24 protein-coding genes are annotated in these 23,283 nt (G+C 38.7%); 10 read left to right on the forward strand and 14 right to left on the reverse strand.

Annotation, left to right across the window (positions count from 1 at the left end):
- The first annotated feature begins 526 nt into the window (after positions 1-526).
- Together CQA58_RS07770 and CQA58_RS07775 are read left to right on the forward strand one after the other, a co-directional pair.
- Entirely contained in the window at positions 527-811 is a 285-nt protein-coding gene (locus CQA58_RS07770; RefSeq protein ID WP_115570146.1) for a hypothetical protein, read from the forward strand.
- Positions 812-881: 70 nt separating this feature from the next.
- On the forward strand, positions 882-1,094 hold the full coding sequence (locus CQA58_RS07775; protein WP_211305727.1) for an acyloxyacyl hydrolase: 213 nt from the start codon (positions 882-884) through the stop codon (positions 1,092-1,094).
- A 6-nt stretch (positions 1,095-1,100) separates the two neighbouring features.
- Here CQA58_RS07775 and acpS read toward each other — a convergent pair whose 3' ends face one another.
- The 7 genes from acpS to CQA58_RS07810 are packed head-to-tail and all read right to left on the reverse strand — an operon-like array spanning position 1,101 to position 5,306.
- Positions 1,101-1,478, reverse strand: coding sequence for a holo-ACP synthase (gene acpS / locus CQA58_RS07780; protein ID WP_115570148.1), 378 nt, complete (start codon positions 1,476-1,478; stop codon positions 1,101-1,103).
- Positions 1,475-1,999 (reverse strand): flagellar basal body-associated FliL family protein, encoded by a 525-nt coding sequence (locus CQA58_RS07785; protein WP_115570149.1) that lies wholly within the window; start codon positions 1,997-1,999, stop codon positions 1,475-1,477. The genes acpS and CQA58_RS07785 overlap by 4 nt, the downstream gene beginning before the upstream one ends.
- Positions 1,992-2,576, reverse strand: a complete 585-nt coding sequence (gene rsmD / locus CQA58_RS07790) for a 16S rRNA (guanine(966)-N(2))-methyltransferase RsmD (RefSeq protein WP_115570150.1) — start codon at positions 2,574-2,576, stop codon at positions 1,992-1,994. Before rsmD ends, CQA58_RS07785 begins: the two co-directional genes overlap by 8 nt.
- Positions 2,573-2,920 (reverse strand): hypothetical protein, encoded by a 348-nt coding sequence (locus CQA58_RS07795; protein WP_115570151.1) that lies wholly within the window; start codon positions 2,918-2,920, stop codon positions 2,573-2,575. Before CQA58_RS07795 ends, rsmD begins: the two co-directional genes overlap by 4 nt.
- A gap of 27 nt (positions 2,921-2,947) precedes the next feature.
- Positions 2,948-4,789 carry a primosomal protein N' gene (locus tag CQA58_RS07800; protein WP_115570152.1) on the reverse strand — a complete coding sequence of 614 codons (1,842 nt, stop codon included), beginning with the start codon at positions 4,787-4,789 and terminating at the stop codon, positions 2,948-2,950.
- Positions 4,786-5,079 (reverse strand): hypothetical protein, encoded by a 294-nt coding sequence (locus CQA58_RS07805; protein WP_115570153.1) that lies wholly within the window; start codon positions 5,077-5,079, stop codon positions 4,786-4,788. Before CQA58_RS07805 ends, CQA58_RS07800 begins: the two co-directional genes overlap by 4 nt.
- A complete protein-coding gene (locus CQA58_RS07810) occupies positions 5,076-5,306 on the reverse strand; it encodes a cell division protein ZapB (protein WP_115570154.1) in 231 nt (76 codons plus the stop codon). The genes CQA58_RS07805 and CQA58_RS07810 overlap by 4 nt, the downstream gene beginning before the upstream one ends.
- Before the next feature lie 100 nt (positions 5,307-5,406).
- On the opposite strand from CQA58_RS07810, the gene uvrB reads away from it, so the two are divergent.
- The 5 genes from uvrB to mnmH all read left to right on the forward strand — a co-directional run bounded on the left by uvrB (position 5,407) and on the right by mnmH (position 11,116).
- Positions 5,407-7,386, forward strand: a complete 1,980-nt coding sequence (uvrB, locus tag CQA58_RS07815; protein ID WP_115570155.1) for an excinuclease ABC subunit UvrB — start codon at positions 5,407-5,409, stop codon at positions 7,384-7,386.
- A gap of 124 nt (positions 7,387-7,510) precedes the next feature.
- A complete protein-coding gene (locus CQA58_RS07820) occupies positions 7,511-8,236 on the forward strand; it encodes a CAAX protease (RefSeq protein ID WP_115570156.1) in 726 nt (241 codons plus the stop codon).
- A gap of 210 nt (positions 8,237-8,446) precedes the next feature.
- Entirely contained in the window at positions 8,447-9,577 is a 1,131-nt protein-coding gene (locus tag CQA58_RS07825) for an exo-alpha-sialidase (RefSeq protein WP_115570157.1), read from the forward strand.
- Positions 9,574-10,158 carry a hypothetical protein gene (locus CQA58_RS07830; protein WP_115570158.1) on the forward strand — a complete coding sequence of 195 codons (585 nt, stop codon included), beginning with the start codon at positions 9,574-9,576 and terminating at the stop codon, positions 10,156-10,158. The genes CQA58_RS07825 and CQA58_RS07830 overlap by 4 nt, the downstream gene beginning before the upstream one ends.
- Positions 10,148-11,116 (forward strand): tRNA 2-selenouridine(34) synthase MnmH, encoded by a 969-nt coding sequence (mnmH, locus tag CQA58_RS07835; protein ID WP_115570159.1) that lies wholly within the window; start codon positions 10,148-10,150, stop codon positions 11,114-11,116. The genes CQA58_RS07830 and mnmH overlap by 11 nt, the downstream gene beginning before the upstream one ends.
- On the opposite strand, the gene CQA58_RS07840 is transcribed toward mnmH, so the two are convergent.
- The 6 genes from CQA58_RS07840 to CQA58_RS07865 form a co-directional block, all read right to left on the reverse strand.
- Complete coding sequence (locus CQA58_RS07840; protein WP_115570160.1) at positions 11,091-12,092, reverse strand: beta-ketoacyl-ACP synthase III; 1,002 nt, start codon at positions 12,090-12,092, stop codon at positions 11,091-11,093. The two genes, mnmH and CQA58_RS07840, sit on opposite strands and share 26 nt — an antisense overlap.
- Before the next feature lie 3 nt (positions 12,093-12,095).
- A complete protein-coding gene (gene plsX / locus CQA58_RS07845; protein ID WP_115570161.1) occupies positions 12,096-13,085 on the reverse strand; it encodes a phosphate acyltransferase PlsX in 990 nt (329 codons plus the stop codon).
- A 7-nt stretch (positions 13,086-13,092) separates the two neighbouring features.
- Positions 13,093-13,239, reverse strand: coding sequence for a 50S ribosomal protein L32 (rpmF, locus tag CQA58_RS07850; RefSeq protein WP_115570162.1), 147 nt, complete (start codon positions 13,237-13,239; stop codon positions 13,093-13,095).
- Between the two features lies 1 nt (position 13,240).
- Positions 13,241-13,600 carry a DUF177 domain-containing protein gene (locus CQA58_RS07855; protein ID WP_115570163.1) on the reverse strand — a complete coding sequence of 120 codons (360 nt, stop codon included), beginning with the start codon at positions 13,598-13,600 and terminating at the stop codon, positions 13,241-13,243.
- A complete protein-coding gene (ndk, locus tag CQA58_RS07860; protein WP_115570164.1) occupies positions 13,601-14,014 on the reverse strand; it encodes a nucleoside-diphosphate kinase in 414 nt (137 codons plus the stop codon).
- A 124-nt stretch (positions 14,015-14,138) separates the two neighbouring features.
- Positions 14,139-14,414: a DUF362 domain-containing protein gene (locus CQA58_RS07865; RefSeq protein WP_115570165.1), complete on the reverse strand. Its 276-nt coding sequence runs from the start codon at positions 14,412-14,414 to the stop codon at positions 14,139-14,141.
- Between the two features lie 156 nt (positions 14,415-14,570).
- On the opposite strand from CQA58_RS07865, the gene CQA58_RS07870 reads away from it, so the two are divergent.
- Positions 14,571-15,251 carry a CAAX protease gene (locus tag CQA58_RS07870; RefSeq protein ID WP_115570166.1) on the forward strand — a complete coding sequence of 227 codons (681 nt, stop codon included), beginning with the start codon at positions 14,571-14,573 and terminating at the stop codon, positions 15,249-15,251.
- A 99-nt stretch (positions 15,252-15,350) separates the two neighbouring features.
- Here CQA58_RS07870 and metK read toward each other — a convergent pair whose 3' ends face one another.
- Entirely contained in the window at positions 15,351-16,508 is a 1,158-nt protein-coding gene (gene metK, locus CQA58_RS07875) for a methionine adenosyltransferase (protein ID WP_115570167.1), read from the reverse strand.
- Positions 16,509-16,662: 154 nt separating this feature from the next.
- On the opposite strand from metK, the gene CQA58_RS07880 reads away from it, so the two are divergent.
- The gene (locus CQA58_RS07880; protein ID WP_115570168.1) at positions 16,663-17,259 is read left to right on the forward strand and encodes a peroxiredoxin; all 597 of its coding nucleotides are present in this window, start codon (positions 16,663-16,665) and stop codon (positions 17,257-17,259) included.
- Between the two features lie 285 nt (positions 17,260-17,544).
- The coding region (locus tag CQA58_RS07885) for a beta strand repeat-containing protein (RefSeq protein WP_147288631.1) at positions 17,545-23,283 on the forward strand (5,739 nt) is incomplete at its 3' end.

Raw genomic sequence — 23,283 nt, forward strand, 5'->3', positions numbered from 1 at the left:
AGTTCAATCTTGGAGCAAGATATAGTTTCTAGGATATGAGGATAGAGAAAGGGTGGGATAAAAAAAGGGGTGGGAAATAAAATGAGGGAAAGAGGGGTGAGAAAAAAGAAAAAAGGGGAGTGGAAATCAAGCCCTTATCAAAAGGGCTTATCATAGATAGATAGTAGTCTTGCTGATATCTCTATGAGAGATTAAAGAGGGTTCTCAAAGTAGAGGTATCACAGAGCCTACTGCTTTGTTGAGATTTTTATCTTAAAAAGGCTTTGTTTTTTCTTTGTTAGTTTTTTCATTATTTAGAGTGGGCTTGGCTCACTCTAGCAAAGATTTGCTGATACTTCTTAAAACCTTTTCACTCTGGCTCAATCTCTTTTTTGGCTACTGACTCCCCAGCTCCCCCCCCCCTTTTTTTTTCTCAAAAACATCATTATAACTCAAAGCCCTTATTTATCTTGAGTAAAGACATATAGTGTATATTCCAAAAACACATAGGGATTTCAAAAAGAGGGTTAAAGAATGGAGAAATCCTATGGGGCTTTTTTGTAGATTCTATGTTTTGTTGATATTTTTTTGCTCCAATCTTTGGACTTATTTTATTCAAGATAGCAATTTGCTCTCTCACCCTATTTTTGATGAAACTCAACACTCCACACAAAATTCTATCCGACTAGAATTTGCAGGCAACCTCTCCCCAAAAAGACGCTATATCAATACAAATCTTATCTATGCACAACCCAATCGGATTTTTAAACTCCCCGCTCGAATCAACTTTGAAATAGGAGGGGTATTCTCACTAAGTCCCCCCCCCCCCTAAGTATAATTTTGCAATTGTGGGTATCTCTCAAGATCTTACCTTGCCTATTTATCCCTCAAGATTTGGAAATTTGTTTTTTGGAATTGGTATAGGACTTTATATTAAATCAGAAATTGATGATCGTGTGGGTTCAAAGGTAACCTTTGGTGAAAGATTCTTTTTGGGATATGTTTTTAAGGGTTTTGAGATTGAGGTTTATTACAAGCATTATTCCAATGGAACATTAGAAAATCCCAATAGTGGGCATGACTTTGGAGGATTAAGCTTTGGATATTGTTTTTAGTTTTAATCAAAATGAGTGTTTACTTATCAATACCGAAGCGATAGCCAATCCCTCATCGTGAGTCACACTCACAGCAATCTGCTTCACTCCAAAGATTTGCATTTTCTCCTCACTCAATACCACTTTTGAAGCTCCTTTGGGAGTTTTGCTGATGATAATATCCAAAAATCCTAGCTCTCCCCCTATCCCTACACCCAAAGCCTTAGATACAGCTTCTTTGATTGTCCAAAACCCTGCTATTCTTTGGAAATTAAGAGAGATATTATCATCTTTGAAACACAGCTTTTGCTCTTGAGGAGAAAGAAAGCGATTGAGAAATCTCTCCCCAAATCGCTCACAAGAAGATTGAATGCGTGAGATAGAAACTAAGTCAATCCCTATCATTGGATTACAAATTCTGTGAATAAAACACTTTTGAAATAACCATCAACCATATAAGAATTTAGCTCTTGCAAAATCTCTTCTTTGAGCTTATCTCTTCCTTTTGGTGTTGAGATTTCCTCAAAAGTCTTGGAAGCAAGGATTTGAGAGATTCTATCTTTGATTAGAACCAATTTTGCTGTAACTTCCTTTTGAAATTCAGGAGCACTCAACTCCAAAGCAACTGAAGCCTTCAAATATCTTCTTCCACTCTGCCCCATTAGATTGACTACAAAGGGCTCAGGGATGACAAACACAGGACCCATTTTTGCAAAATCCGATCTTGCATTGGCGTGTGCTGGAGCTTCTTTTGGAGCTTGATGTGTGCTTTCTCCTCCCTCAGCAGGGGGTTGCTCTTTGCCACCTAAAAAGATAAATACCAAAATCACAACAGCCACAATGAGTAGCACCAAAATCCCAATAACGGCAATAATCAAGCCTTTATTGCCTTTCTTTTTCTCTTCTTTGACTTCTTCTTCAGACATCTCTACTTTCCTTTACATAATAACTCAAAGTGCTTTTTCCAAATTTTTTAGCTTTAATTATACAGAAATTCCCCAAAGTTTTTGGCATTTCATAAGTGCTTAAATGCTCAAAAATTACAAGAAAAATTTGAGGATTCTTGATTTTTTCCACCATTGCAAAACATTTTTTATAAATATCTTGCATATTTTCTCTGATGCAAAATGGTGGATCAAGATACAAAATCCCCTCCTCTTCTATCCCCTCTAAAATCTGAGGCAAAAGGACAAAACTATCTCCCAAAAAACTTTTGGTCTTCTCATCTTTGAGTTTGGAGAGGTTTTTTCTCAACACTTCCAAACTCAAAGAATCATACTCTACAAAAATCGCTTCCCTTGCCCCTCGACTCAAAGCCTCTATCCCCACAGATCCACTTCCTCCAAATCCCTCGACAAACACTCTTCCCCCTATCTCACTTTGCAAAACATTAAAAAGCGATTCTTTTAGGATAGATTTTGTAGGGCGTGTAGTGGGGCTATCTCTCATCTCTAGCCCTAATCCTCGATACTTGCCCCCTATCACTCTAATGCTAGAACTCATCGATACTTCTTAATCGTTTGCAAGAATCTATCAGCAAACTCCATAAGCAAAGCCTGTATCTCACTTCTCAATCGCTCATCATTGCCTTGAGAAAGTCGTGGGTTTTGCTCATAGATTTGATTGCAATTTTTTTGATAAAAGATTTTTAAATCCCTTAGCAAATCTTTGGGGATAAAGGGCAAAGTTTTTTCTTGAGAGGAGAGGAGATAGACAGGCTTTGAGCTTTTTAGCAGATAATCACTCACGATAAAATCACAATTTGCCACATCACACAAAAAATCAGATAGATAAAAACGCAACGCATCTTGCAACAAAAGAGATTGACACTCCAAAGCAATTTTCATAACTCAAACTCCATTTTTCTTGAAATTTTACACAATATTTAGAGGATCTATATCAATCTCAAAATCCTCTTTTGCCCTCAAAAGATGATAAGCCTTAAGAATGGGGGAAATTTTTTTGGCTCGTAGCATAATCATATAGCGATATTGGGTTTTGATTTTGGCTATCAATGCACTTCCTCCTCCCACCACTTCTAGCTCCAATCCAAAAGAGTTAAGCTCAACCATCGCCCTACTCATTGCTCTCTTTGCCTCACTCTCATTGCAATGAGAGAAAATCAAAAGAGCAAGTTTGAAAAAGGGTGGATATAAATCTTTGCGATATTTTAGCTCCTCTTCCAAAAACTCCTCATAATGTTTATAAGAAAAAAAGCAAGGATTGAGCGTCTGCATTAGCACCACTCCCCTCTCTCTTCTTCCTCCTCTGCCTTTGATTTGAAAAAATAGCGATTGAGCCCTCTCCCTAGCTCGATAATCCCCACCACTTAGCACATAATCCAATCCCAAAATTACTACAAGATTGACATTGTGATAATCATGCCCCTTACTTAGCATTTGTGTGCCTACTAAAATATCAATCTCTCCTTTGGCAAACTCTTTGAGCGTGGTTTCAAGCTTCTTTTGAGTAGTGATATGATCTCTATCAAATAGCTCTATTCTTGCTTGAGGAAACCTCACTCTCAGCTCTTGGGCGACTTGAGCTGTGCCAATCCTTTGAGAAATCAGCTCTTCACTCTGACAGCTTGGACACACCAAAGGGATACTTTGAGAATATCCACAATAATGACAACTCATTTTGCTCTCTTTGAGGTGCAAACTCATTCCCACACTACAATAAGGGCATTGCACACTCCCCCCACAACTCCCACACAAAAGGGTTTTGAAATTTGCTCTTGTAGGTAGGAAAATCATCACTTGCTTTTGATTCTCCAAGCTCTTTGCAATTGCCTCAAAAATACTCTCGCTTAGCTCTGTTTTTTGCTTCAAAAATACCACTTCATTGCTTGAATCAAAGTGCTTGGGAAGGGAAAAAATAGCTTTTTCCCTCTTGGCAAGATAATAGGAATTGACACTAGGAGTTGCAGAGCCTAGAAGCACTTGCAAATCAAATTTTTTACCTAGATAAATTGTCAAATCTTTGGCGTTATATTTGGGGTTGCTTTGGGATTTGTAAGAATCATCATGCTCTTCATCAACAACAATCACTCCTAGATTCTTATAGGGCAAAAACAATGCACTTCTTGTGCCAATGATGAGGGAAATCCTACCACGACACAATCCCTCTAGCACTTCTCTTTTTTTCTTGGCACTCATCTTAGAATGCCACACCCCCATCGCCTCGCCAAAGACAACTTCTAGTCGCTTTTGCATTTGAGGAGTGAGAGCAATCTCAGGCATCAAAAAAAGGGCTTGTTTCCCTTCTTTTAGCACTTCAATTAGCAAGTGGATATACACTTCACTCTTCCCGCTTCCTGTCTCTCCAAAGAGCAGGGAAAAAGAGCGTTGCTTAAGAGAATCAAAGGCTTCTTTTTGGATAGGACTGAGGGCATTTTTGGCTACAAACCCCCTCCTCCCCTCTTCTATCTCCCCCTCTATAAAGGGATGAAAAATCCCATAGCTTTGCCCAATACTAGCACAATAATACTCAGAGATAAAACGGGCTAGATGATTTTGATGAGGAAGAAAAGCCTTGCCACTTCTTTGCACTTCTTTGCATTCAAAACTTGGCTTTTGCACACTCTGCAAAATTACCCCCTCTCTTTGCCTACCCCTCACATCACAAAGCACCACCTCCCCTTCTTCTAGTTTTTGCCTAGAGCAATAAGTCAAGATAGGGGAATTATCAAAAAATGCTAGAGTATAGTAATTCAAAGGGTTTCAAGCTTTTTGTAGAGTTGTTCAAGCTTGTTTTCTTGCTCTTTGAGATTGTCTTTTAGTTTGCTATTTTCCTCTTGAAGTCTAAAAAACTTTTCAAGATTTTTGGTGTTGCTCTCAGATTGAGAAATCAAAAACGACAAAACCTCCTCAATACTCACCTGCTCTTTTTTCTCAAAAAACCCCCTCAAAACCTCTTGAGTTTTTGCAGACATCACTTTGAGGGGGAGTGCAAAACTTCTTGTCCCATCTTTGGTTTTGATTGTCGCTTTGATTGTCTCACTCATAATCTTTTATCGCCCATCACTTCATCGATTCGCTCAAAGAGTGCTTCAAGCTGTCGGCTTTCACTTGTTTGATTTTCTAGCATTTGAGAGTATTCAACCTCTTTTTTCTCCATTGCATTTTTTAGCTCTTCATTCTCTCTTTGCAATGAGGCGATTTCTTCTTTTTGCTCTTGTATCTTTTGGCAAAGCCCATCAATTTTGCTGATTAATTTTTCCAAGACTGACATAAAATTCCTTGATAGTTTTGTAGGGATTATTTCCTAGATTCTACCATACAAAAATATTTTGTAGAATATCAAAAACAAAATTCCAATATGAAAGTTAAAAATGAAAAAATTTGAACTCAACTCTACTTACACTCCCTCAGGAGATCAACCCCAAGCCATAGAAAAAATCACTGATTCAATCCTACAAGGCAATCGCTATCAAACTCTTATTGGCGTTACAGGAAGTGGGAAGACTTTTTCTATGGCAAACATTATTGCCAAACTCAATATGCCAACTTTGATTATGACTCACAACAAAACCCTAGCTGCTCAGCTTTATAGTGAATTTAAGGGCTTTTTCCCTAACAATCGCGTTGAGTATTTCATCTCTCACTTTGATTACTATCAGCCTGAAGCTTATATCCCTAGAAGAGATTTGTTTATCGAAAAAGATAGCTCTATCAATGAGGATTTAGAGCGACTTAGACTTTCAGCCACCACCTCTCTCCTAGCTTATGATGATGTGATTGTGGTAGCAAGTGTATCAGCCAACTATGGATTGGGTAATCCTGAAGAATATTTGCAAATGATAGAAAAGCTAGAAGTGGGAATGCAAATCCCTCAAAAATCCCTTCTTGTCAAGCTTGTAGAAATGGGTTATACAAGGAATGATAGTGTATTTGAAAGAGGGAATTTTAGAGTGATTGGAGAAGTGATTGACATCTTCCCAGCCTACAATGAAAGTGAATACATTCGAGTGGAGTTTTTTGGTGATGAGATTGAAAAAATCTCCATTATGGAATCCCTAAGCAATGTGTTTTTCAAATCCATTCCCTCTTATGTGCTTTATGCTGCCAATCAATTCATCGTCGGAGGCGATAGGCTCTCAGTAGCGATTAAAGGCATTGAAGATGAGCTTTCAGAGAGATTGGCAGAGTTTGTGAGAGAAGATAAAATGGTGGAGCATTCAAGACTGAAAAGTCGAACAGAATTTGATCTAGAGATGATTGCTCAAAGTGGGATATGCAAAGGGATAGAGAACTACGCACGCCACCTCACAGGCAAAAAAGCAGGAGAAACTCCCTACTCTCTCCTTGATTATTTTGAGCAAAAAGGCAAACCCTATCTTATCATTGTCGATGAATCTCATGTGAGCCTCCCCCAATTTGGTGGAATGTATTCAGGGGATAGGAGCAGAAAAGAAGTGCTAGTGGAATATGGATTCCGACTTCCAAGTGCTTTGGATAATCGCCCACTCAAATTTGATGAATTTATCACTAAACCTCCTCATTTTCTTTTTGTTTCAGCCACACCTGCTGAAAAGGAGCTAGAGCTAAGTGGAGAGCATATCGCAGAGCAGATTATCCGCCCCACAGGATTACTTGATCCACTCTATGAAATCCGTGATAGTCAAAACCAAGTGCTAGATTTACTTGAAGAAATCAAGCTAAGGGTGGAGAGGAAAGAGAGGGTGCTTATCACGACTCTCACCAAAAAAATGGCTGAAGAGCTAAGCAAATACTATGCAGATATGGGAATCAAAATTGAGTATATGCATAGCGAGATTGATGCGATTGAGAGAAATCATCTTATCCGCTCTCTAAGACTAGGAGAGTTTGATGTGCTTGTGGGAATCAATCTTTTGAGAGAGGGATTAGATCTCCCTGAGGTGAGTCTTGTCGCTATACTTGATGCAGATAAAGAAGGGTTTTTGAGAAGTGAAACGAGCCTTATTCAGACAATGGGAAGGGCAGCTAGAAATATCAATGGAAAAGTCTTACTTTATGCTCAAAAGATGACAAACTCAATGAAGAAGGCTTGTGAAATCACAGATTATCGCCGAGCCAAACAAATGGAGTATAACGCCAAGCACAACATCACCCCCAAAAGTGTGCAACGCCAAGTCGAAGATGAGCTCAAACTTGAAAGTAGTGCCAACCTCTATGAGAGAAAAAGCAAAGCTAAGATTCCAAAAGCCGAGCTAGAGAGTATCATCAAAGAACTCAAAGCCAAAATGCTAGAAGCAAGCAAAAAACTAGAGTTTGAAGAAGCTGCTAGGCTAAGAGATGAGATAGCAAAACTTAGGGGGAAGAGTAGCTAGAGTTTTCTAAAAAACAGAAAAATAAAACCAATCTTTGCAACTTTTGAATCAAAATCAAAATAAGCTACAATAGAGTTTATTTCATTTTTGAAATATCCAATACTTATCTTTCTAAGGAGCAAAAATGCAAAAACTCTCCAAAGACACACTTAAATCTTTTAGAGCTGATATTACCTCTATCCTCTCCTCATCACGACTAAAGAGCTATGAGGGAGATATAGAAAGCTATTATGCAAACCGACTTTTAGCCCTTAGGGCAGGACATAAGATTGCAGAGATAGAGATTTATCTAAGGAATATGCTTGATTTTTGTTTGAGAAAGTTAGTGGGAGAGGAGTGGATAAGAGAGGAGAGAAGTCTAGATCTCATTACCCCCAAAAATCATATCCCTCTTCAAGAGCTATCTCCTTCTCAAATCCTCTCAAGTCTAATGCTAGGAGAAGTGATAGAGCTAATCGGAGAGTATAAAGTAGAACACTATATGTTTGAGCTAGAGAATTTAGATTTCAAAAAATATCACTGGAGCAATAATAACTTTTTCAAAATCAATAGTAAGAAAACATTTTTCTCCAATGTTTCAAAAGTAATCATCTCTCTTAATCTAATGCGAAGTATTAGAAATCGGTGTTTTCATTGGGAAAATCTGCTAAAAGTCACAATCAAGCAAGATGGCAAAATCTATCCACGCATTACAACAATTTATCCCAAAAATGAAGAGAAGAAAAATCAAACAAGGATAGGGATTGCTCCTGATAAAATTTTGGAGTTTTTAGATGATTTACTTAATTGCATTGATAATCAAGTGATGAGAGATTTTCAAGATATTGAGATGAAATATAGGAAGATTTAAAAGGTGGGCGTCGGTCCGCCCCTTGAATGTAGGTAGGATTATATCTTGTTTTTAGTAAATCACCCCAATCAATCCTACAAATTCCCTTCACTTATTTTCAAATCCAAAAAGTATAGATTGTAAAAATTTTGTAAATATCTTAAACAAAATCAAATTTTTCTTCTAGCAATCAAACCAATAAGGTAAAATATCTATTTTTAAGGATATAAGATGACTAGAATATTTGCTTTGCTTTTACTTTCAATCATTGCAGGGATTTTTCTCACACACAAATCCCCCACTCCTCCTCTCTTCACTCTTCCACCCAAAGAGATTCCTACACAAAAAGCTCAATATTTCTACAACTCTCTCCCCACTCTCCCTCACGCACCCTCAGTGCATTCAGCCACCCTCACTCGCCTAAGTGATGACAGGCTTCTTGCGATGTGGTTTGCAGGAAGTGGAGAGGGCAAACCTGATGTAGAAATCTATGGAAGCATTTATGAGCCTTCAAGCAATACTTGGAGTGAGCCAAAGAGCTATCTCAATCGCACTAGGCTAAAAAATGATTCTAAGCAATTCATCAAAATGCTAGGCAACCCTACACTCTATCGCTCAAATCTAGGAGAAATCCACCTTTTTGTCGTGGGTGTAAGCTTTGGAGGGTGGGCAACAAGCAAAATCTATCACTATATCTCCAAAGATGATGGAGCAAGTTTTGAGTATAAACAACGCCTAGATTTAGGAATGCTTCTCAACCTCAGCCACCTTGTCAGAGCTCAAGCTATCACATTGCAAGATGGTGGATTCTATCTGCCAATCTATCACGAACTTGCAGACAAATACCCTCTCATCGTGCGATTTGACAAAGAAGGCAATGTGATTGAGGATATCAAAACTACTTCTCTCTCTGGTCAGCTTCAGCCCTCACTCCTCTCTCTAAGCTCCACAGAATGCCTTGCAGTTTTTCGCAACTACTATGATAAACCTATGAGTATGCAATACTGCTTCAATGGTGGTCTAGATTGGGGTGAGCCCTTCCCTAGCAATATCATCAATGAAGGCAACTCAATTGCTCTCTTTGGGATAGGAAAAGAAATCTTCCTTGTGCATAACACTAGGGAGAAAAATCCTGAAGAATCAAGAGGCACACTTGTGCTATCTCAACTCATTGACAATCAATGGAAAAAGCTCACTATCCTTGATGTCGCCAAAGGCAAAAGGGAGAGAGGCAAAAGCGTTGAGGTTTCCTACCCCACAGCAATCAGCAATGGAGAGTGGATAGATATTGTCTATACTTACAATCGCTCTCACATCGCCCACATTCGATTTAATACCCAATGGCTTAAGGATATTCAATGACTTATAACACCACAATTTACACAATCTTTATCTTCTGTGTGTGTGTTCTGCTTTGCAAAAGAAGCAAAATCGCTTTTCTCATCGCAGGAGGTGTAGCAATCTTATGCAATCTCCCTTTGATTTGCTCCCTAAGTATCACGCAATGGCTTGATACCCTCTGTGGCAATCCTAGTCTTTTTCTTGCCTTGCTTTGTATTGGCTCACTTTTCTCTCTCCCCAAAAACCCTCTAGCCTCCTACCTTCTCCCCACCTTCTCTTTCCTCTCACTCAATAGCAGGGCTAGGTTTTTTATCCTCATTTTTGGCTTTGTGCTATTTTGGGGAAATATCAATTATCTGTGGGGATTGGATTTGTATCATCTGAGCTTTAGCACCTCTATTCTTGTCGCTTCCCTTATCACAATCATTGCCTATCTTATTCAGCCCTATCTAGGCTTTCTCTATCTTTTCTGCCTTGTGGGATATTTCTTAAGAGGGGGAAATGTCTTTGTGTATATGATGGACGCACTTGTATGGCTCTATGCCCTACTCTCTCTCCTCATAGAGGCAATCAAAATGCTAGGAAGAAAAAGTGCGAAATAGATTCATTATTGATGTGAGAAGCAAAAGAGAATATGCCTACTCTCATATCCCCAACGCCCTCTCTTTCCCAGTGCTAGATGACGCCCAATACGAAGAAGTCGGCACACTCTATCGCCAAAACACCTTTGAAGCCAAACGCATAGGAAGCATATACATTTGCCAAAATATTGCCCAACATCTAAAGAATCAAGAAATTTTTCACCCCAAAAACAAGCTAATCCTTTATTGTGCTAGAGGGGGACAGAGGAGCAAAAGTTTTTGGAGTATCCTCTCCTCTATTGGCTTTGATTGTGAGAGAATTGATGGGGGTTACAAAACCTATCGCAACAAAGTGCTAACCTACTTCTCCACTCCTCCTACTCAGCACTTCATTACCCTATATGGAATGACAGGCTGTGGCAAAAGTGAGCTTATAGAGCATTGCTCTTCTTGGAGTATTGACATTGAAGGATTAAGCAAACACTATGGCTCTAGCTTTGGAGATGAAGCAAACTCTTTTTTGGGACAACCCTCAAACTCAATGTTTGAAAATGAGCTTTATGAAGAATTAGATCAAAAAAGTGGAGTTTTACTCATAGAGGGAGAGAGCAAAAAACTAGGAAAAATCATTCTCCCTACACCCTTTTTCCAAGCTTATCATAGCGGATACAAAGTGCTGATAACCTCCTCAATGCAAAAGCGTATCCAAAGAATTGTAGCGATATATTCTTCAATCAAAGAGCAAGATTTTCTCTCTTCCCTTCAAAAAATCCGCCCCTATATCCAAAAAGAATACCTAGAAGATATACTTAAACATTGGGATAAAAGAGATTTTGAGAGCATTGCAGAGATTTTGCTAGAAAAGTATTATGATAGAGTGTATCGCCAAACTGATTGTGAGATTACGATTAGCTCTGATGACTTAGAGGGGGCAGTCAGGGAGCTAGAGAGGATTAGAGAGAATCTCCTCCAAATCTAAGGAGTGCAGAACCCCAAGTCAATCCTCCCCCAAAGGCATCAAGCAAAAGCAAATCACCTTTTGCAAGTTTTCCACTCTCATAAACGCTATTGATTGCCATTGGGATAGAAGCTGCTGAAGTATTGCCGTATTTATCCACCGTTACCACTACCTGATCACTTGAGAAATCTAGCATTTCCCCCACAGCAGAGATGATTCTGAGGTTGGCTTGATGAGGGATAAAGTATTTGACTTCACTAGGAGCAATGGAGTTTTTTTGCAAAATATGCTCTACATCACTTGCCAAAGTCTTTACAGCAAGTTTGAAAGTTTCATTACCTTTCATTTTGATAAATTGTAAGTGATTTGCCAAAGCCTCAGCACTTGCAGGGATTTTGCTCCCACACGCAGGAGTGATGAGAAAATCGCTATATTTTCCATTGGCACTGATATGCACATCAACAATCGCCTCCCCCTCATTCTCTGTCGCACTCACCACTGAAGCTCCAGCCCCATCACCAAAAAGCACACAAGTCGTCCTATCACTAAAATCAAGCAAAGAACTAATCTTCTCAGCCCCAATGATAAGGATATTTTGATATTCCCCTGTTTGGATAAATGCTTTTGCCATTGAAAGCAAATAGATATATCCTGTACAAGCTGTGGTAATATCAAATGCAGGAACATTCTCAATCCCTAGATTATAAGAAGTGATACACGCAGTGGAAGGCATACCGATATAATCAGGGCTTAAAGTTGCCACAATCACCATATCAATATCACTTGGCTTTAGCCCTGCTCTTCTAATCGCCTCTTGCCCTGCTTTGGTTGCCAAATCACTTGTAGCCTCACTACTCTCTGCAAAATATCGCGTTTTTATCCCTGTGCGTTTGGTAATCCACTCATCACTCGTATCTACCATTTTTTCAAGATCAAAGTTACTCACACAGCGACTAGGCACATAAGAAGCGATTGATTTTAGCGAAGCGTATTTCATCATCTACCTTTCTATGGATTCAAAAGATTTTCTGATTTTATCGCAAACATTGGCTTTTAGCGTATGAATTGCTTGATAAATTGCACATTCTATCGCTCTAGCATTACTGCTTCCATGACTGATAATGACGGTTTTATTCACTCCTAGCAATGGAGCTCCACCATATTCTGAATGATCTGTCCTTGCTTTAAGGGCTTTAAAAGCATTTCTCATTAGCATTGCTCCAAGCATAGAAAAGATTGATTTTTTAATCTCTTGCTTTAGCATTTTGCTGATTGCACTTGCCACACCCTCGCTTGACTTTAGCACCAAATTTCCGATAAATCCATCACACACCACGACATCTACACTGCCATCAAAGATATTTTTCCCCTCAACATTTCCGATGAAAAAATCATAATTTTTTAGAAGTGGGAAAGTCTCTTTTGTGAGTTCATTGCCTTTGATATCTTCCTCGCCATTGGAGAGAAGTCCGACTTTTGGATGAGGGATTCCCATCACACCTTTGGCATACTCATATCCCATCAAAGCAAAGTCAAGCAAATACTCAGGTTTGCAATCTGTGTTTGCCCCTGCATCTAGGATTAGACTATACTTTCCCTCAATGGAAGTGGGCATCATCGTGCAGATTGCAGGGCGTGAAACACCTTGAATTCTTCCAAGCCTCAAAGTCGCCAAACTCATTGTCGCACCACTATGCCCAGCAGAAACTATCGCATCAGCCTCACCTTCCCTAAGCAACTCCATTCCTACATAGATAGAACTCTCCTTGCGTTTGGTTGCACTTGAAGCGTGATCGTGCATAGCAATATAATCATTACAATGAATAACTTGAATCTTTGATTTTAGCTCTTGGGGGACAAATTTCTCAATCTCCTTGCTATCGCCTACGATGATAGGAGAGAAATTTTCTTTTTTGAGTGCAGAAATAAGTCCTTCAACAATGGGTTGCACCCCATAATCTCCCCCCATTGCATCCAAAACAATTTTCATCGGCTAATTAATAGTTTCCTGAAAATTTGTTGATTGTATGAGGAAGTTTCCAGCTACCATCTTTATCTTTGATTGGTTTTGCCAAAGTGATTTTGTAGTGTGTTCTTCTCTTAGCTGCTCTAGTTTTGCTCACTCTTCTCTTAGGTACTGCCATTTTATTCTCCTTGTTTTATATGATAATCCATTTTGATTGAGTTAATTTCGCTTTGCAAAATATACTCAAAATCAATAAAGCCATCAAAGAATTCAATGACATCAAAATCTGTCATCAAATCACTTTGGCTTTGCATATCCCAAACACCATTTGAAATATACAAAACCAACTCCTCATCTAAAGGCTCTTGATATTCTTCCCCACTTTTATCACAAACTAGAGTAATCTCTCCTTCCAAATGGGCGTTGATTTCAAAGAGTTTAGCCGAAACTCTCTTCACTTCTCCACTCAAAACCACTCCCTCACTCTCAAGAGAGAAGCTCTTAGGAGTGGCTGTGATTTTTTTGAATTCGATTTTCACTTAGAGTATTTCTCTTCCATCAAAGAAAAATGCAACTTCATTTTTTGCATTCTCCAAGCTATCACTTCCATGCACTGCATTAGCCTCAATGCTCTCTGCAAAATCTGCTCTTATCGTTCCCTTATCAGCCTCTTTTGGATTTGTCGCACCCATAAGCTCACGATTTTTTTTCACTGCATTCTCACCCTCAAGCACCATAACCACCACAGGACCACTTGTCATAAACTTCACTAAGTCTGCATAAAATGGACGCTCTTTGTGAATCGCATAAAACTCTTCGGCTTGTTGTGTGCTAAGCTGAAGTTTTTTCATTCCTGCGATTCTAAGCCCATTGCTCTCAAATCGATCAATAATCTTTCCAATAACTCCCTTAGCCACAGCATCAGGCTTGATAATCGATAATGTCTTCTCCATAAATCTCCATTGCTAGAAAATAATAAATTTATGATTATATCGCTTTAAAGTGTAAAAATTGAGAAAAAATGTTAAAAAAGGGAGTTTTATCAACCCACCTCTTAAAGAGGGGGTTTAGATTGAGTTAGCAAACAGGGTGAGTCCCATCTCTCAAATCAGCACCGATTTCATCTCGGCTCACAGTTCCTACTGCACTCCAAACGATACATCCATCAGTTGGACACGCATTTGCACAAGCAGGCTCATCATTGTGTCCTACACACTCAACACACTTATCAGGATAGACATAATATGTCCCTGTTCCCTCTGGGTTATCATCATCATCTACAATCGCACTTACAGGGCACTCATCAATACAAGAACCACAAGCGATACAAATATCAGTAATCTTTACAGACATTTTAGCTCCTTTTGGAATATTTAGTTCAGATTCTCATTTTGAACTTGATTGTGAGTATAACAAAGTTTTTGTAGAAGTTTATAACTTTTTGCATTTTTTCTTTTCTCTCTCTATCAAAAACTCTCACTATGCTAAAATCAAACCAAAGGAGATGAGATGCAAAAACTTTCCAAACAAACGCTTGAATTATTTGACAAAGACATTATCTCTATTCTTTCCAAAAAACGATTAGAGAGCTATGAAGGGAGCTTGGAAGCACATTATAAAAACCTTAAACTAGCTTTTGAAGCAGGTAAAAGGATTGCAAATCTTGAAATCTTTTTACGCAATAAGCTTGATTTTTGTCTCAAAAGAATTGAGGGTGAGAATTGGATAAAAGAGCAAAAAGCCCTAGCCATCATCAGACAAAAAGGACAAACCCCTCTTATAGAGCTAGAAACTCATCAAATCCTATCAGGATTGATGCTTGGAGAAGTGATTGAGCTTATTAGAGCTTTTAGAGTCGAATCCTATATGTTTGAGCTAAAAAATATGGATTTCAAAAACTACCATTGGAGCAACAAAAACTTCTGTCGTATCAATGGAAAAAGGACAAATTTCTCCAACCTTGACAAAAACATTATTGTTTTCAATCTTATTCGCAACATTAGAAATCGTGCGTTTCATTGGGAAAATTTATTAAAAATCACACAAAAAGAAAATGGGGATATTTTTCCTCGAATTACCCACAAAGAAAATGGCTCGACTATTGGAGTAATGCCTGAGAAGATTTTAGATTTTTTAGATGATTTGATTACTTGTATTGGGAATGATACTCTGAAATCTTATGTGAGATAAAGGTGGGCGCTCGTCCGCCCTTGAAAGTGAGAGTATTCTAGCATAAAATCTCCAACTTTTGCAAACCTTATCCAAATCCACCCCCTTTTCTATAAATATTTAGATTTTCAAAAAGTCTTTAATCGCCTCAACTTTATCAGTCTTCTCCCAACTAAACTCAGGCAACTCTCTTCCAAAGTGTCCATAACTTGCTGTCTTTCTATAAATTGGTCGCAATAAATCTAGGCTTTCAATTATCCCTCTAGGAGTGAGGTTGAACACATTTTTGACACATTCACAAATCTTGCTATCCTCTACCTTTCCTGTGCCGTGAGTATTGACTAGGATTGATACAGGCTCAACTACACCGATTGCATAGGCTACTTGCACCGTGGCTTTATCACATACTCCACTTGCTACCAAGTTTTTAGCCACATATCGCCCTGCGTATGCTCCACTTCTATCTACTTTGCTAGGATCTTTTCCACTGAAAGCCCCTCCCCCGTGAGGACAGCTCCCTCCATAAGTATCTACGATGATTTTTCTTCCTGTAAGTCCTGCATCTCCTTGAGGGCCACCGATGATGAATTGCCCTGTGGGATTGACAAAATAGCGAATATTATCACTCAAATACTCTTTGGGGATATATTTATAAACCACTTCTTCAATCACTGCATCTTTGAGGTGCTTTTGTGTAACTTCAGGAGAGTGTTGAGTGGAGATAACAATCGTATCAATCCCCACAGGTTTGCCATCTACATATTTAATCGTAACTTGAGATTTACCATCAGGACGCAAGAAAGGAAGTGTGCCATCTTTTCTCTTCTGAGCTAGTCCAAAAGTGAGTTGATGAGCTAGGTGGATTGGCAAAGGCATTAGCACATCAGTTTCCCTACACGCATAACCAAACATAAGCCCTTGATCCCCTGCTCCAATCTCTCCATCTTCTCTATCTACCCCTTGATTGATATCAGGGCTTTGCTCTCCCACACCATTGAGAATCCCTGCACTCTTATAATCAAAGCCATAAAGTGCATCAGTGTATCCTATCTCTCTCACCACTTCTCTAGCAATCTCTTGCATCGGTGCATAAGTTGTCGTCTTTAGCTCTCCTGCAATCACGCAAAATCCATTGGATACCAAAGTTTCACAAGCTACCCTAGCTTTAGGATCACGCTCGATGATATAGTCCAAGATCGCATCACTGATTTGATCTGCCATTTTGTCAGGATGTCCTTCAGTTACAGACTCTGAAGTAAAAAGGAATTCATTTTTCATTGAAAACACCTCGTATTTGAAATTTTTTGCATTCTATCCTATTTTTGATAAAGTTTTAGCAATTTTTCATTTGTTTATCTTTTTGGCTCTATAATTTTCTCACTAGTTGATAAAAATTATCATCTATGAAATTTTATAAACCAAAGGAAAAATTATGCTAGTTACAAGAAAAGCTCCTGACTTCACAGCCACAGCGGTAATGAAAGACAATACAATCAATGAGAGTTTTCAACTCTCCAAAAATCTAGGCAAAAATGGTGCAGTGCTATTTTTCTGGCCAAAAGACTTCACTTTTGTATGCCCTTCAGAAATCATCGCATTTGATAAGAGAGTGAAAGACTTTGAAGCCAAAGGATTTAGCGTCATTGGTGTATCTATCGACTCAGAGTTTGTCCATCTTGCTTGGAAAAACACTCCTATTGAGCAAGGAGGGATCGGACAAGTGCAGTTCCCAATGGTAGCTGACCTTACCAAAGAGATTTCAAGAGATTATGATATCCTTTTTGGAAATGCAGTCGCACTTAGAGGATCATTCCTCATCGATAGAAATATGATCGTTCGCCACGCTGTCATCAATGACTTGCCACTAGGTAGAAATGTCGATGAAATGATTAGAATGGTAGATGCTTTGCTATTCTTTGAAGAGTATGGTGAGGTTTGCCCTGCTGGGTGGCATAAAGGCGATAAGGGAATGAAAGCAAGTCCTGAGGGTGTCGCTGAATACCTCAAAAACAACGCTGACAAACTCTAATCTCCCCTTCCCCTCTTGGGGATTAACCTCTCTAAAGCCTTATAATATCGGTATTTGTAATTACCCCCCCCCCCCCATAAATCAAAAAATATATTGTAAAAAATCAAAATTTTTGATAGAATATTTGCTTCGTATTTAATCCAAAACCTCAACATAAAGGAAAAACAATGACTAAAAAGAATAAAACTCTAGGGGGGGGGGGTAGTAGCAAAATCTAACACCCTCTCTTCTCAAACTTTAGTCGCTAAACCTAGCAGATTTTTCAAACCCCTTGTGGCAAGCTCTTTGGCTCTTGCTTTAGGGGTGAGTGTGGGGAGTGCCACTTGTGCTGTAACAAATGGAAGCCCTGTAATTTGCACCAATGGTGGGAGTTCTGATACTAGTTCCACTTTTGGAATCGCTTGGAATTCCTCTAATGGAAGCTATTCTCCACAACAAACCTCTGGAGGAGCTATAACACAGTTATTCTTGTCTTTTAATAGCACATCTAGTGATGCAGGAGAAGTTTCAGGAAGTGGCTATGCAATCAAAGCAAGTAGTGCAAGTACATCATTAACTCTCGTAAGTAACTCTACAATCAATATGACAGAATCAGGTTCTCTTGAAATGAGATCAGGAAAATTTCTCTCTAGTGCAAATAACAAAACAATCACAGTAGATCTCTCTGGTGTAACTAGTGAAAACTATTCTTTGATTGGTAATCTTCTTGCAGGTGGGGCAAGAGGGAATACAAACACTGGAACATTTGGAGGATTGGGAATTAATGGAAGTGTAACTGTTGATGGAGATGCAGGAATCAATCTTAGATTTACTCAAGCAAATGGAGGAATCACAGGGAATGTAACAAATACTGGAAGCAATGCCACAAATATATTTACTTTTCAAGAAAATGGAACAAGCACGATTGGAGGAAATGTTTCATTAAGTGGAGGAAATAGCAATAGCACCTTTACCAATATTAATGCTATAACAGGAAGTGTAACACTCTCTAATGGGACAAATACTTTTACTTTTTCTGGAGATAATACTAGGATTGGTGGAAATCTCACATTGAGTGGTGGAACAAATACATTTAACAACCTCTCCAATCTAAGTCAAAAAATCTACTTCAAAGGTGGAAATACGACATTTACTGGAGCATCAACCACTATTGGAACAATTGTGGGACAAAGAAATGTAACCTCCAAAGATACTAGCAACCAAATTGTTTTTGATACGACAAATTCTATAGTTGGGAATATAACACAAGAGGGGGCAACTCAATACAATTACTTAACCAATGTTATTTTTAACGGCGAAACATCTGAAGTAAGAAGAGTTCAAGGAGTAGATCCAGTCAATGCAAATAATGTTAAGACAAATACTTTTATCACTTTTAATTCCTCTACAAGCAATAAAATTACAGGAGATATTACAGCTCAAGGTGGATATTCAACAACAACAAACACCATTACATTCACAAATCAAAATGCCCAAAACACTATACTTGGGAACATCACTGTCAATAAAAAAGCAACCAATACTATCACTTCAGATTATGGGCTTACAATTGGGGATAGTAACTATACATACAATATCAAAGCCAATACTAGCAATTCAGGTAGTGAGGCAGGAATGAATGTCATCTCAGCCCAAAACCTAACGATGAATATCAATGAGCTTTTTGCTGATAACACATCATATGCGACAATTAGTGGTGGTTCAAGAAGAAATATTATCGGAGTCTATACACCAGCAAGTGGAAGCACTCAAGAGAGTATCACAGCAATACAAACAGGAAATATCCATATCAAAAAGGCTTATACCAATTCTACTAGCCTTGCCAAAAGTGGAACTGCTGAGAATATTATCAATCTAGGAACTGGAACTTTGCAAATCGATACCCTCAGTGCTAGTTTTGGAGATAACAAAATCACTTCTGGTGCAACTACCACACTCACAACTATTGAAGCAGGAGGTTTGGGAAACAACACGATTGTAATCAACAATAATGGGACATTAAGCACAACAAGTATTACAGCCACTGGAGGAGAAAATAACATCACCACAAGTGGAACAGGAGCTATCACAATCGGTAGCATTTCCTCAAATGGAGATAACTATAGCAGAAATGCAAGTAACACCCTCTCTATCGGCTCATCAGGCACAAACCAAATCACTGGAGCAATCACTGCAAATTCAGTAGCTCTCACAGGAGGAACCTATAGTGGAACAAACACGATTACTTTCTCCAATGCTTCTGCTACCAATACACTCTCTGGAAATATCACTGCAAGTGGTGGAAACAACACCATTTCATTTGCAGGGACAACAAATAAAATCACCAAGAGTCTTTCTGCAAATAGTGGAATCAATACCATTACAGCAACAAATGGAGCTGGAAGCACAATAGCTCTTACAATAGGAGATGATACATATACCAAGGGTTCAACAACCCAAACCATCACTGCAACTGGAGGAGGAACTGCCAAAAATATCATCTCAGCAGATAATCTCACACTCAACATAAAAACCCTAAGTGCCACAACAAATGGGCAACCCACTACTAATAATCAAAACATTATTGGTAACTATACACCAGCAAATTCTAGTAATGGAACTTTAGAAAGCATTACAGGACTTGCAACAGGAACTATCCATATTGGAACAGTGAGTACAGAAAGCAGTAATGGAGCTTCTACGGGAGTAGCTAAAAATACCATTCATCTTTTAAGTGGAAATCTAACAATTGATAATCTAACTGCAAGCAATGGAGAAAATACTATTACTTCAGGTGCAAATACAACTATTGGCACAATTTCAACAAATAGTAGCACCAACACTATTACTATTACGGGTGGAACAACCAATATTACAGATATTACATCAGGTGGAACAAATACAGGATATAGTGGTATAAACACTATCTCTATCAGTTCCACTAATGCAAATAACATTACTGGAGATATTACTGCAAATGCAACAGCTCTTGGAACTGGTACCAATGTATTTGGAACCAATACCATCTCTTTCTCTGGTTCAGGCTCTACCAATACAATTTCTGCATCAATTACAGCAAATGCCCATAACAATGCAATAGGAAAAAACAACATTACATTCTCTGCTGGAACAAGCTCTATCACAGGAGCAATCAATGCTAGTGGTGGAACAAACACCATTGCTTTTAATTCTGGAGCAGGAGCTTCTTCTATCACTGGAAATATTTCAGCAAGTGGTGGAAACAATACGATTACTTTCTCTAGCACAACAAGTAATACTCTAGGAAATGAAACCTCAACTATCACAGCAAGTGGTGGAAACAATAACATCACTTTCAATGGAACAGGAACAAATACTTTCTCTGGGACTAGTATCTCTATTGCAAGTGGCAATGGAAACAACACTTTCAATATCCAAGAGAACACTAAGGTAACTTCAGGCATTACAGCTACTAGAACTGCAGGAAGTGGTAAGAATATCTTTAAAATCTCAAATACTAAATCTCTTACTTTTGCTGATAGCAGTAATACAGCCACAACACTTACTACAAATAGTGGAGAAACCAACATTATTTTCATTGGAAGCTCAAGCAATGGAAGTGGAACTTTCAATGGCAATCTCACCACAGAGATTCCTGCAGTTTCAGAAGAAGAAGCACGCAATACCTCTTTAGCAAAAACAACCATTTCCTTTACTGATGGAAGCAACAAAGCAAGTTCTGTAACTTGGAGTGGAGATGTAGTCGCAAACAATGGAGGAGTTAATGAGTTTGTTATCTCTGATGATTTGACACTTAATGCAAACACTGATGGGTTAATCTTGCAAGGAAGTGGAGGAAATAACCAAATCAATTTCTCCACTACAGGCAAAACTCTAGTGCTTAAAGATAGCACTGCTTCATCTTTGCAAAATATTCTCACCAAAGGAGCAAAGAGTAGCATTGGATTTGCTAATAGCATTGCTCAAGCCTCTGTTGTTGCTAAATCCATTGCAACTCTAGCAGAGAATGCAGGGACAATCACAGAGATTGATCTCAACTCTGGAGCTGAAGGTATTACCTTCTCCCTCTACAATGATGAAAGCAGTAAAGACACTTCTCATCTTGGAACAATCTTTACGATTGGAAAGGATAGTGCCAATCGAGGGCAAACTTACATCAACTTCAAAGATGGGACAAGCACTCTTCAAGCCAATATCCAAACAGATAGCTATGGAGTTACAAATCTCAACTTTGGAAGCCCTAGTGATATAGAAAATGTAGTGGCTACAATTGATGGAGTAATTAGCAATACTGATATTCAATCCAACAGCACTCTAGGAACAACAAACTTCAATATCAATGCTAAGAATGTAGTTTTACAATATGGAGATAGTGGTTTAGCTTTCTCTAGTGGAACAAATGCAATCAACTTTGAGAACACTAGTGGTGCGACACTCTCTTGGAAAAATAGCGATGGAAGTGCAATTCAAACTATCACTACCACAGGTGGAAACACACAAATCAACTTCAATCATAGTGGAACTATTGCAGGAGATAGCACTAAAGCCTCTATCAGCACCAATGGAGGAACAACGACAATTACTCTAGCTAATCTCACTTCTGCAGAAAATGAAGAGAGTGGAAGTGTTAGAAATGCAAATGGTGTCAATGCACTCATTCAAGGTGCTGTTAGCACAACACAAGGAACTACTACAATCAAGTTTGCTAGTGGAAGTGGTGCAAAGACTTTGACTCTTGGTTCAGGTGGAAATACAATCACAAACTTTGCTTTTGATACAGAAGGAAATTCTACAAACAACACTATTGTTCTCTCTCAAGGAACAACGACATTTGGTGGAAATAGTTTAAGTGTAGGGGAAACAAGTGGAAACACTCAAGCACTAGCATTCACTCTCAATGATGGTGTAGAATTGGCTTTCACAAATGGACTTACTACAGATAGCACAGGAACCACAACCTTCAATCTTGGCTCTAGCACAAGTGAAGCTTCAAGCACTACAGCTACAATCAGTGGAACTCTCTCAAATAATGGGACAAATACTTTCAATCTCAATGCTAAAAATGTAGTTTTACAATATGGAGATAGTGGTTTAGCTTTCTCTAGTGGAACAAATGAAATCAATTTTGAGAACACTTCTACAACTGGAGCAACACTTAATTGGAAAAACTCTTCTGGAAAAGCTCAAACTATTAGCACTACAGGAGGAACTACAAACATTAACTTTAACAATAGTGGAAGTATTGCAGGAGGAGTAAGCACAACAGGAACAGGAACTACTACTATTAGCATTAGTAATGGAGCTTATGCTGTGATTCAAGGAGTAGTAACCACAGGAGAAGTAAGCAGTGGTGGAACTCCTGTTGTGGGAGGAATGATTCCTAGAGATGTGGGAAGCACTCCTAGCACTAATGTTTCTTTCAAAGGAAGTGGAGCTTTGGTGCTTAAAGGAGAGAACAACAATATCAGCAATGTTACTCTAGGAAATGGCACTCATATTCTCTCTCTCACAGAAGGTATCAATAATGAAGGAAGTGCAAAGAGAGAAACAAGAAGAAATCTTGTGATTGATAATATCACCACTGGAAGTGGCTCTCTTACTCTTGGAACTCAAGCTAATGCCTCACAAGCAGACACCTTTATTATCAAGGGAGGAAGTGGAAATAAGCAAGGAAGCTATCACTTTGGTATCATTGTAGAAGAGGGAGTTATGCTTGATGAGATAGGAGTAGGAGAATCAGGTGCAGTAAGATTGGCAAGTGTATCCAATAGTTCAGGCATTAGCTTTGAATCTCAATCTAAAATCATTACTGGTTTTACAGAAGCAAAAGCCACAATCACCACAGCCTCTACAGATGAGAATGGAAGCTTAGGAAGTGGAGGTTATACAAGCTACTACATTGGAGCTATCTCTGATATTGAAGTCATCGCAGCCGAGCAAGAAATCACAGCCACAGCCTTTACTCTCAATTATGATTTGTATATGGCAAATCTTAACTCTTTGAATAAAAGAATGGGAGAATTGCGTGAGAATAATCATAGTCAA

The organism is Helicobacter brantae (assembly GCF_003364205.1).
Lineage (GTDB): Bacteria > Campylobacterota > Campylobacteria > Campylobacterales > Helicobacteraceae > Helicobacter_G > Helicobacter_G brantae.

Coding starts and splice junctions, on each gene's coding strand:
- CQA58_RS07770 (WP_115570146.1), top strand. CDS start 527: ATGGGGCTTTTTTGTAGATTCTATGTTTTGTTGATATTTTTTTGCTCC.
- acpS (WP_115570148.1), bottom strand. CDS start 1,478: ATGATAGGGATTGACTTAGTTTCTATCTCACGCATTCAATCTTCTTGT.
- CQA58_RS07785 (WP_115570149.1), bottom strand. CDS start 1,999: ATGTCTGAAGAAGAAGTCAAAGAAGAGAAAAAGAAAGGCAATAAAGGC.
- rsmD (WP_115570150.1), bottom strand. CDS start 2,576: ATGAGTTCTAGCATTAGAGTGATAGGGGGCAAGTATCGAGGATTAGGG.
- CQA58_RS07795 (WP_115570151.1), bottom strand. CDS start 2,920: ATGAAAATTGCTTTGGAGTGTCAATCTCTTTTGTTGCAAGATGCGTTG.
- CQA58_RS07805 (WP_115570153.1), bottom strand. CDS start 5,079: ATGAGTGAGACAATCAAAGCGACAATCAAAACCAAAGATGGGACAAGA.
- CQA58_RS07810 (WP_115570154.1), bottom strand. CDS start 5,306: ATGTCAGTCTTGGAAAAATTAATCAGCAAAATTGATGGGCTTTGCCAA.
- uvrB (WP_115570155.1), top strand. CDS start 5,407: ATGAAAAAATTTGAACTCAACTCTACTTACACTCCCTCAGGAGATCAA.
- CQA58_RS07820 (WP_115570156.1), top strand. CDS start 7,511: ATGCAAAAACTCTCCAAAGACACACTTAAATCTTTTAGAGCTGATATT.
- CQA58_RS07825 (WP_115570157.1), top strand. CDS start 8,447: ATGACTAGAATATTTGCTTTGCTTTTACTTTCAATCATTGCAGGGATT.
- CQA58_RS07830 (WP_115570158.1), top strand. CDS start 9,574: ATGACTTATAACACCACAATTTACACAATCTTTATCTTCTGTGTGTGT.
- CQA58_RS07840 (WP_115570160.1), bottom strand. CDS start 12,092: ATGAAATACGCTTCGCTAAAATCAATCGCTTCTTATGTGCCTAGTCGC.
- plsX (WP_115570161.1), bottom strand. CDS start 13,085: ATGAAAATTGTTTTGGATGCAATGGGGGGAGATTATGGGGTGCAACCC.
- rpmF (WP_115570162.1), bottom strand. CDS start 13,239: ATGGCAGTACCTAAGAGAAGAGTGAGCAAAACTAGAGCAGCTAAGAGA.
- ndk (WP_115570164.1), bottom strand. CDS start 14,014: ATGGAGAAGACATTATCGATTATCAAGCCTGATGCTGTGGCTAAGGGA.
- CQA58_RS07865 (WP_115570165.1), bottom strand. CDS start 14,414: ATGTCTGTAAAGATTACTGATATTTGTATCGCTTGTGGTTCTTGTATT.
- CQA58_RS07870 (WP_115570166.1), top strand. CDS start 14,571: ATGCAAAAACTTTCCAAACAAACGCTTGAATTATTTGACAAAGACATT.
- metK (WP_115570167.1), bottom strand. CDS start 16,508: ATGAAAAATGAATTCCTTTTTACTTCAGAGTCTGTAACTGAAGGACAT.
- CQA58_RS07880 (WP_115570168.1), top strand. CDS start 16,663: ATGCTAGTTACAAGAAAAGCTCCTGACTTCACAGCCACAGCGGTAATG.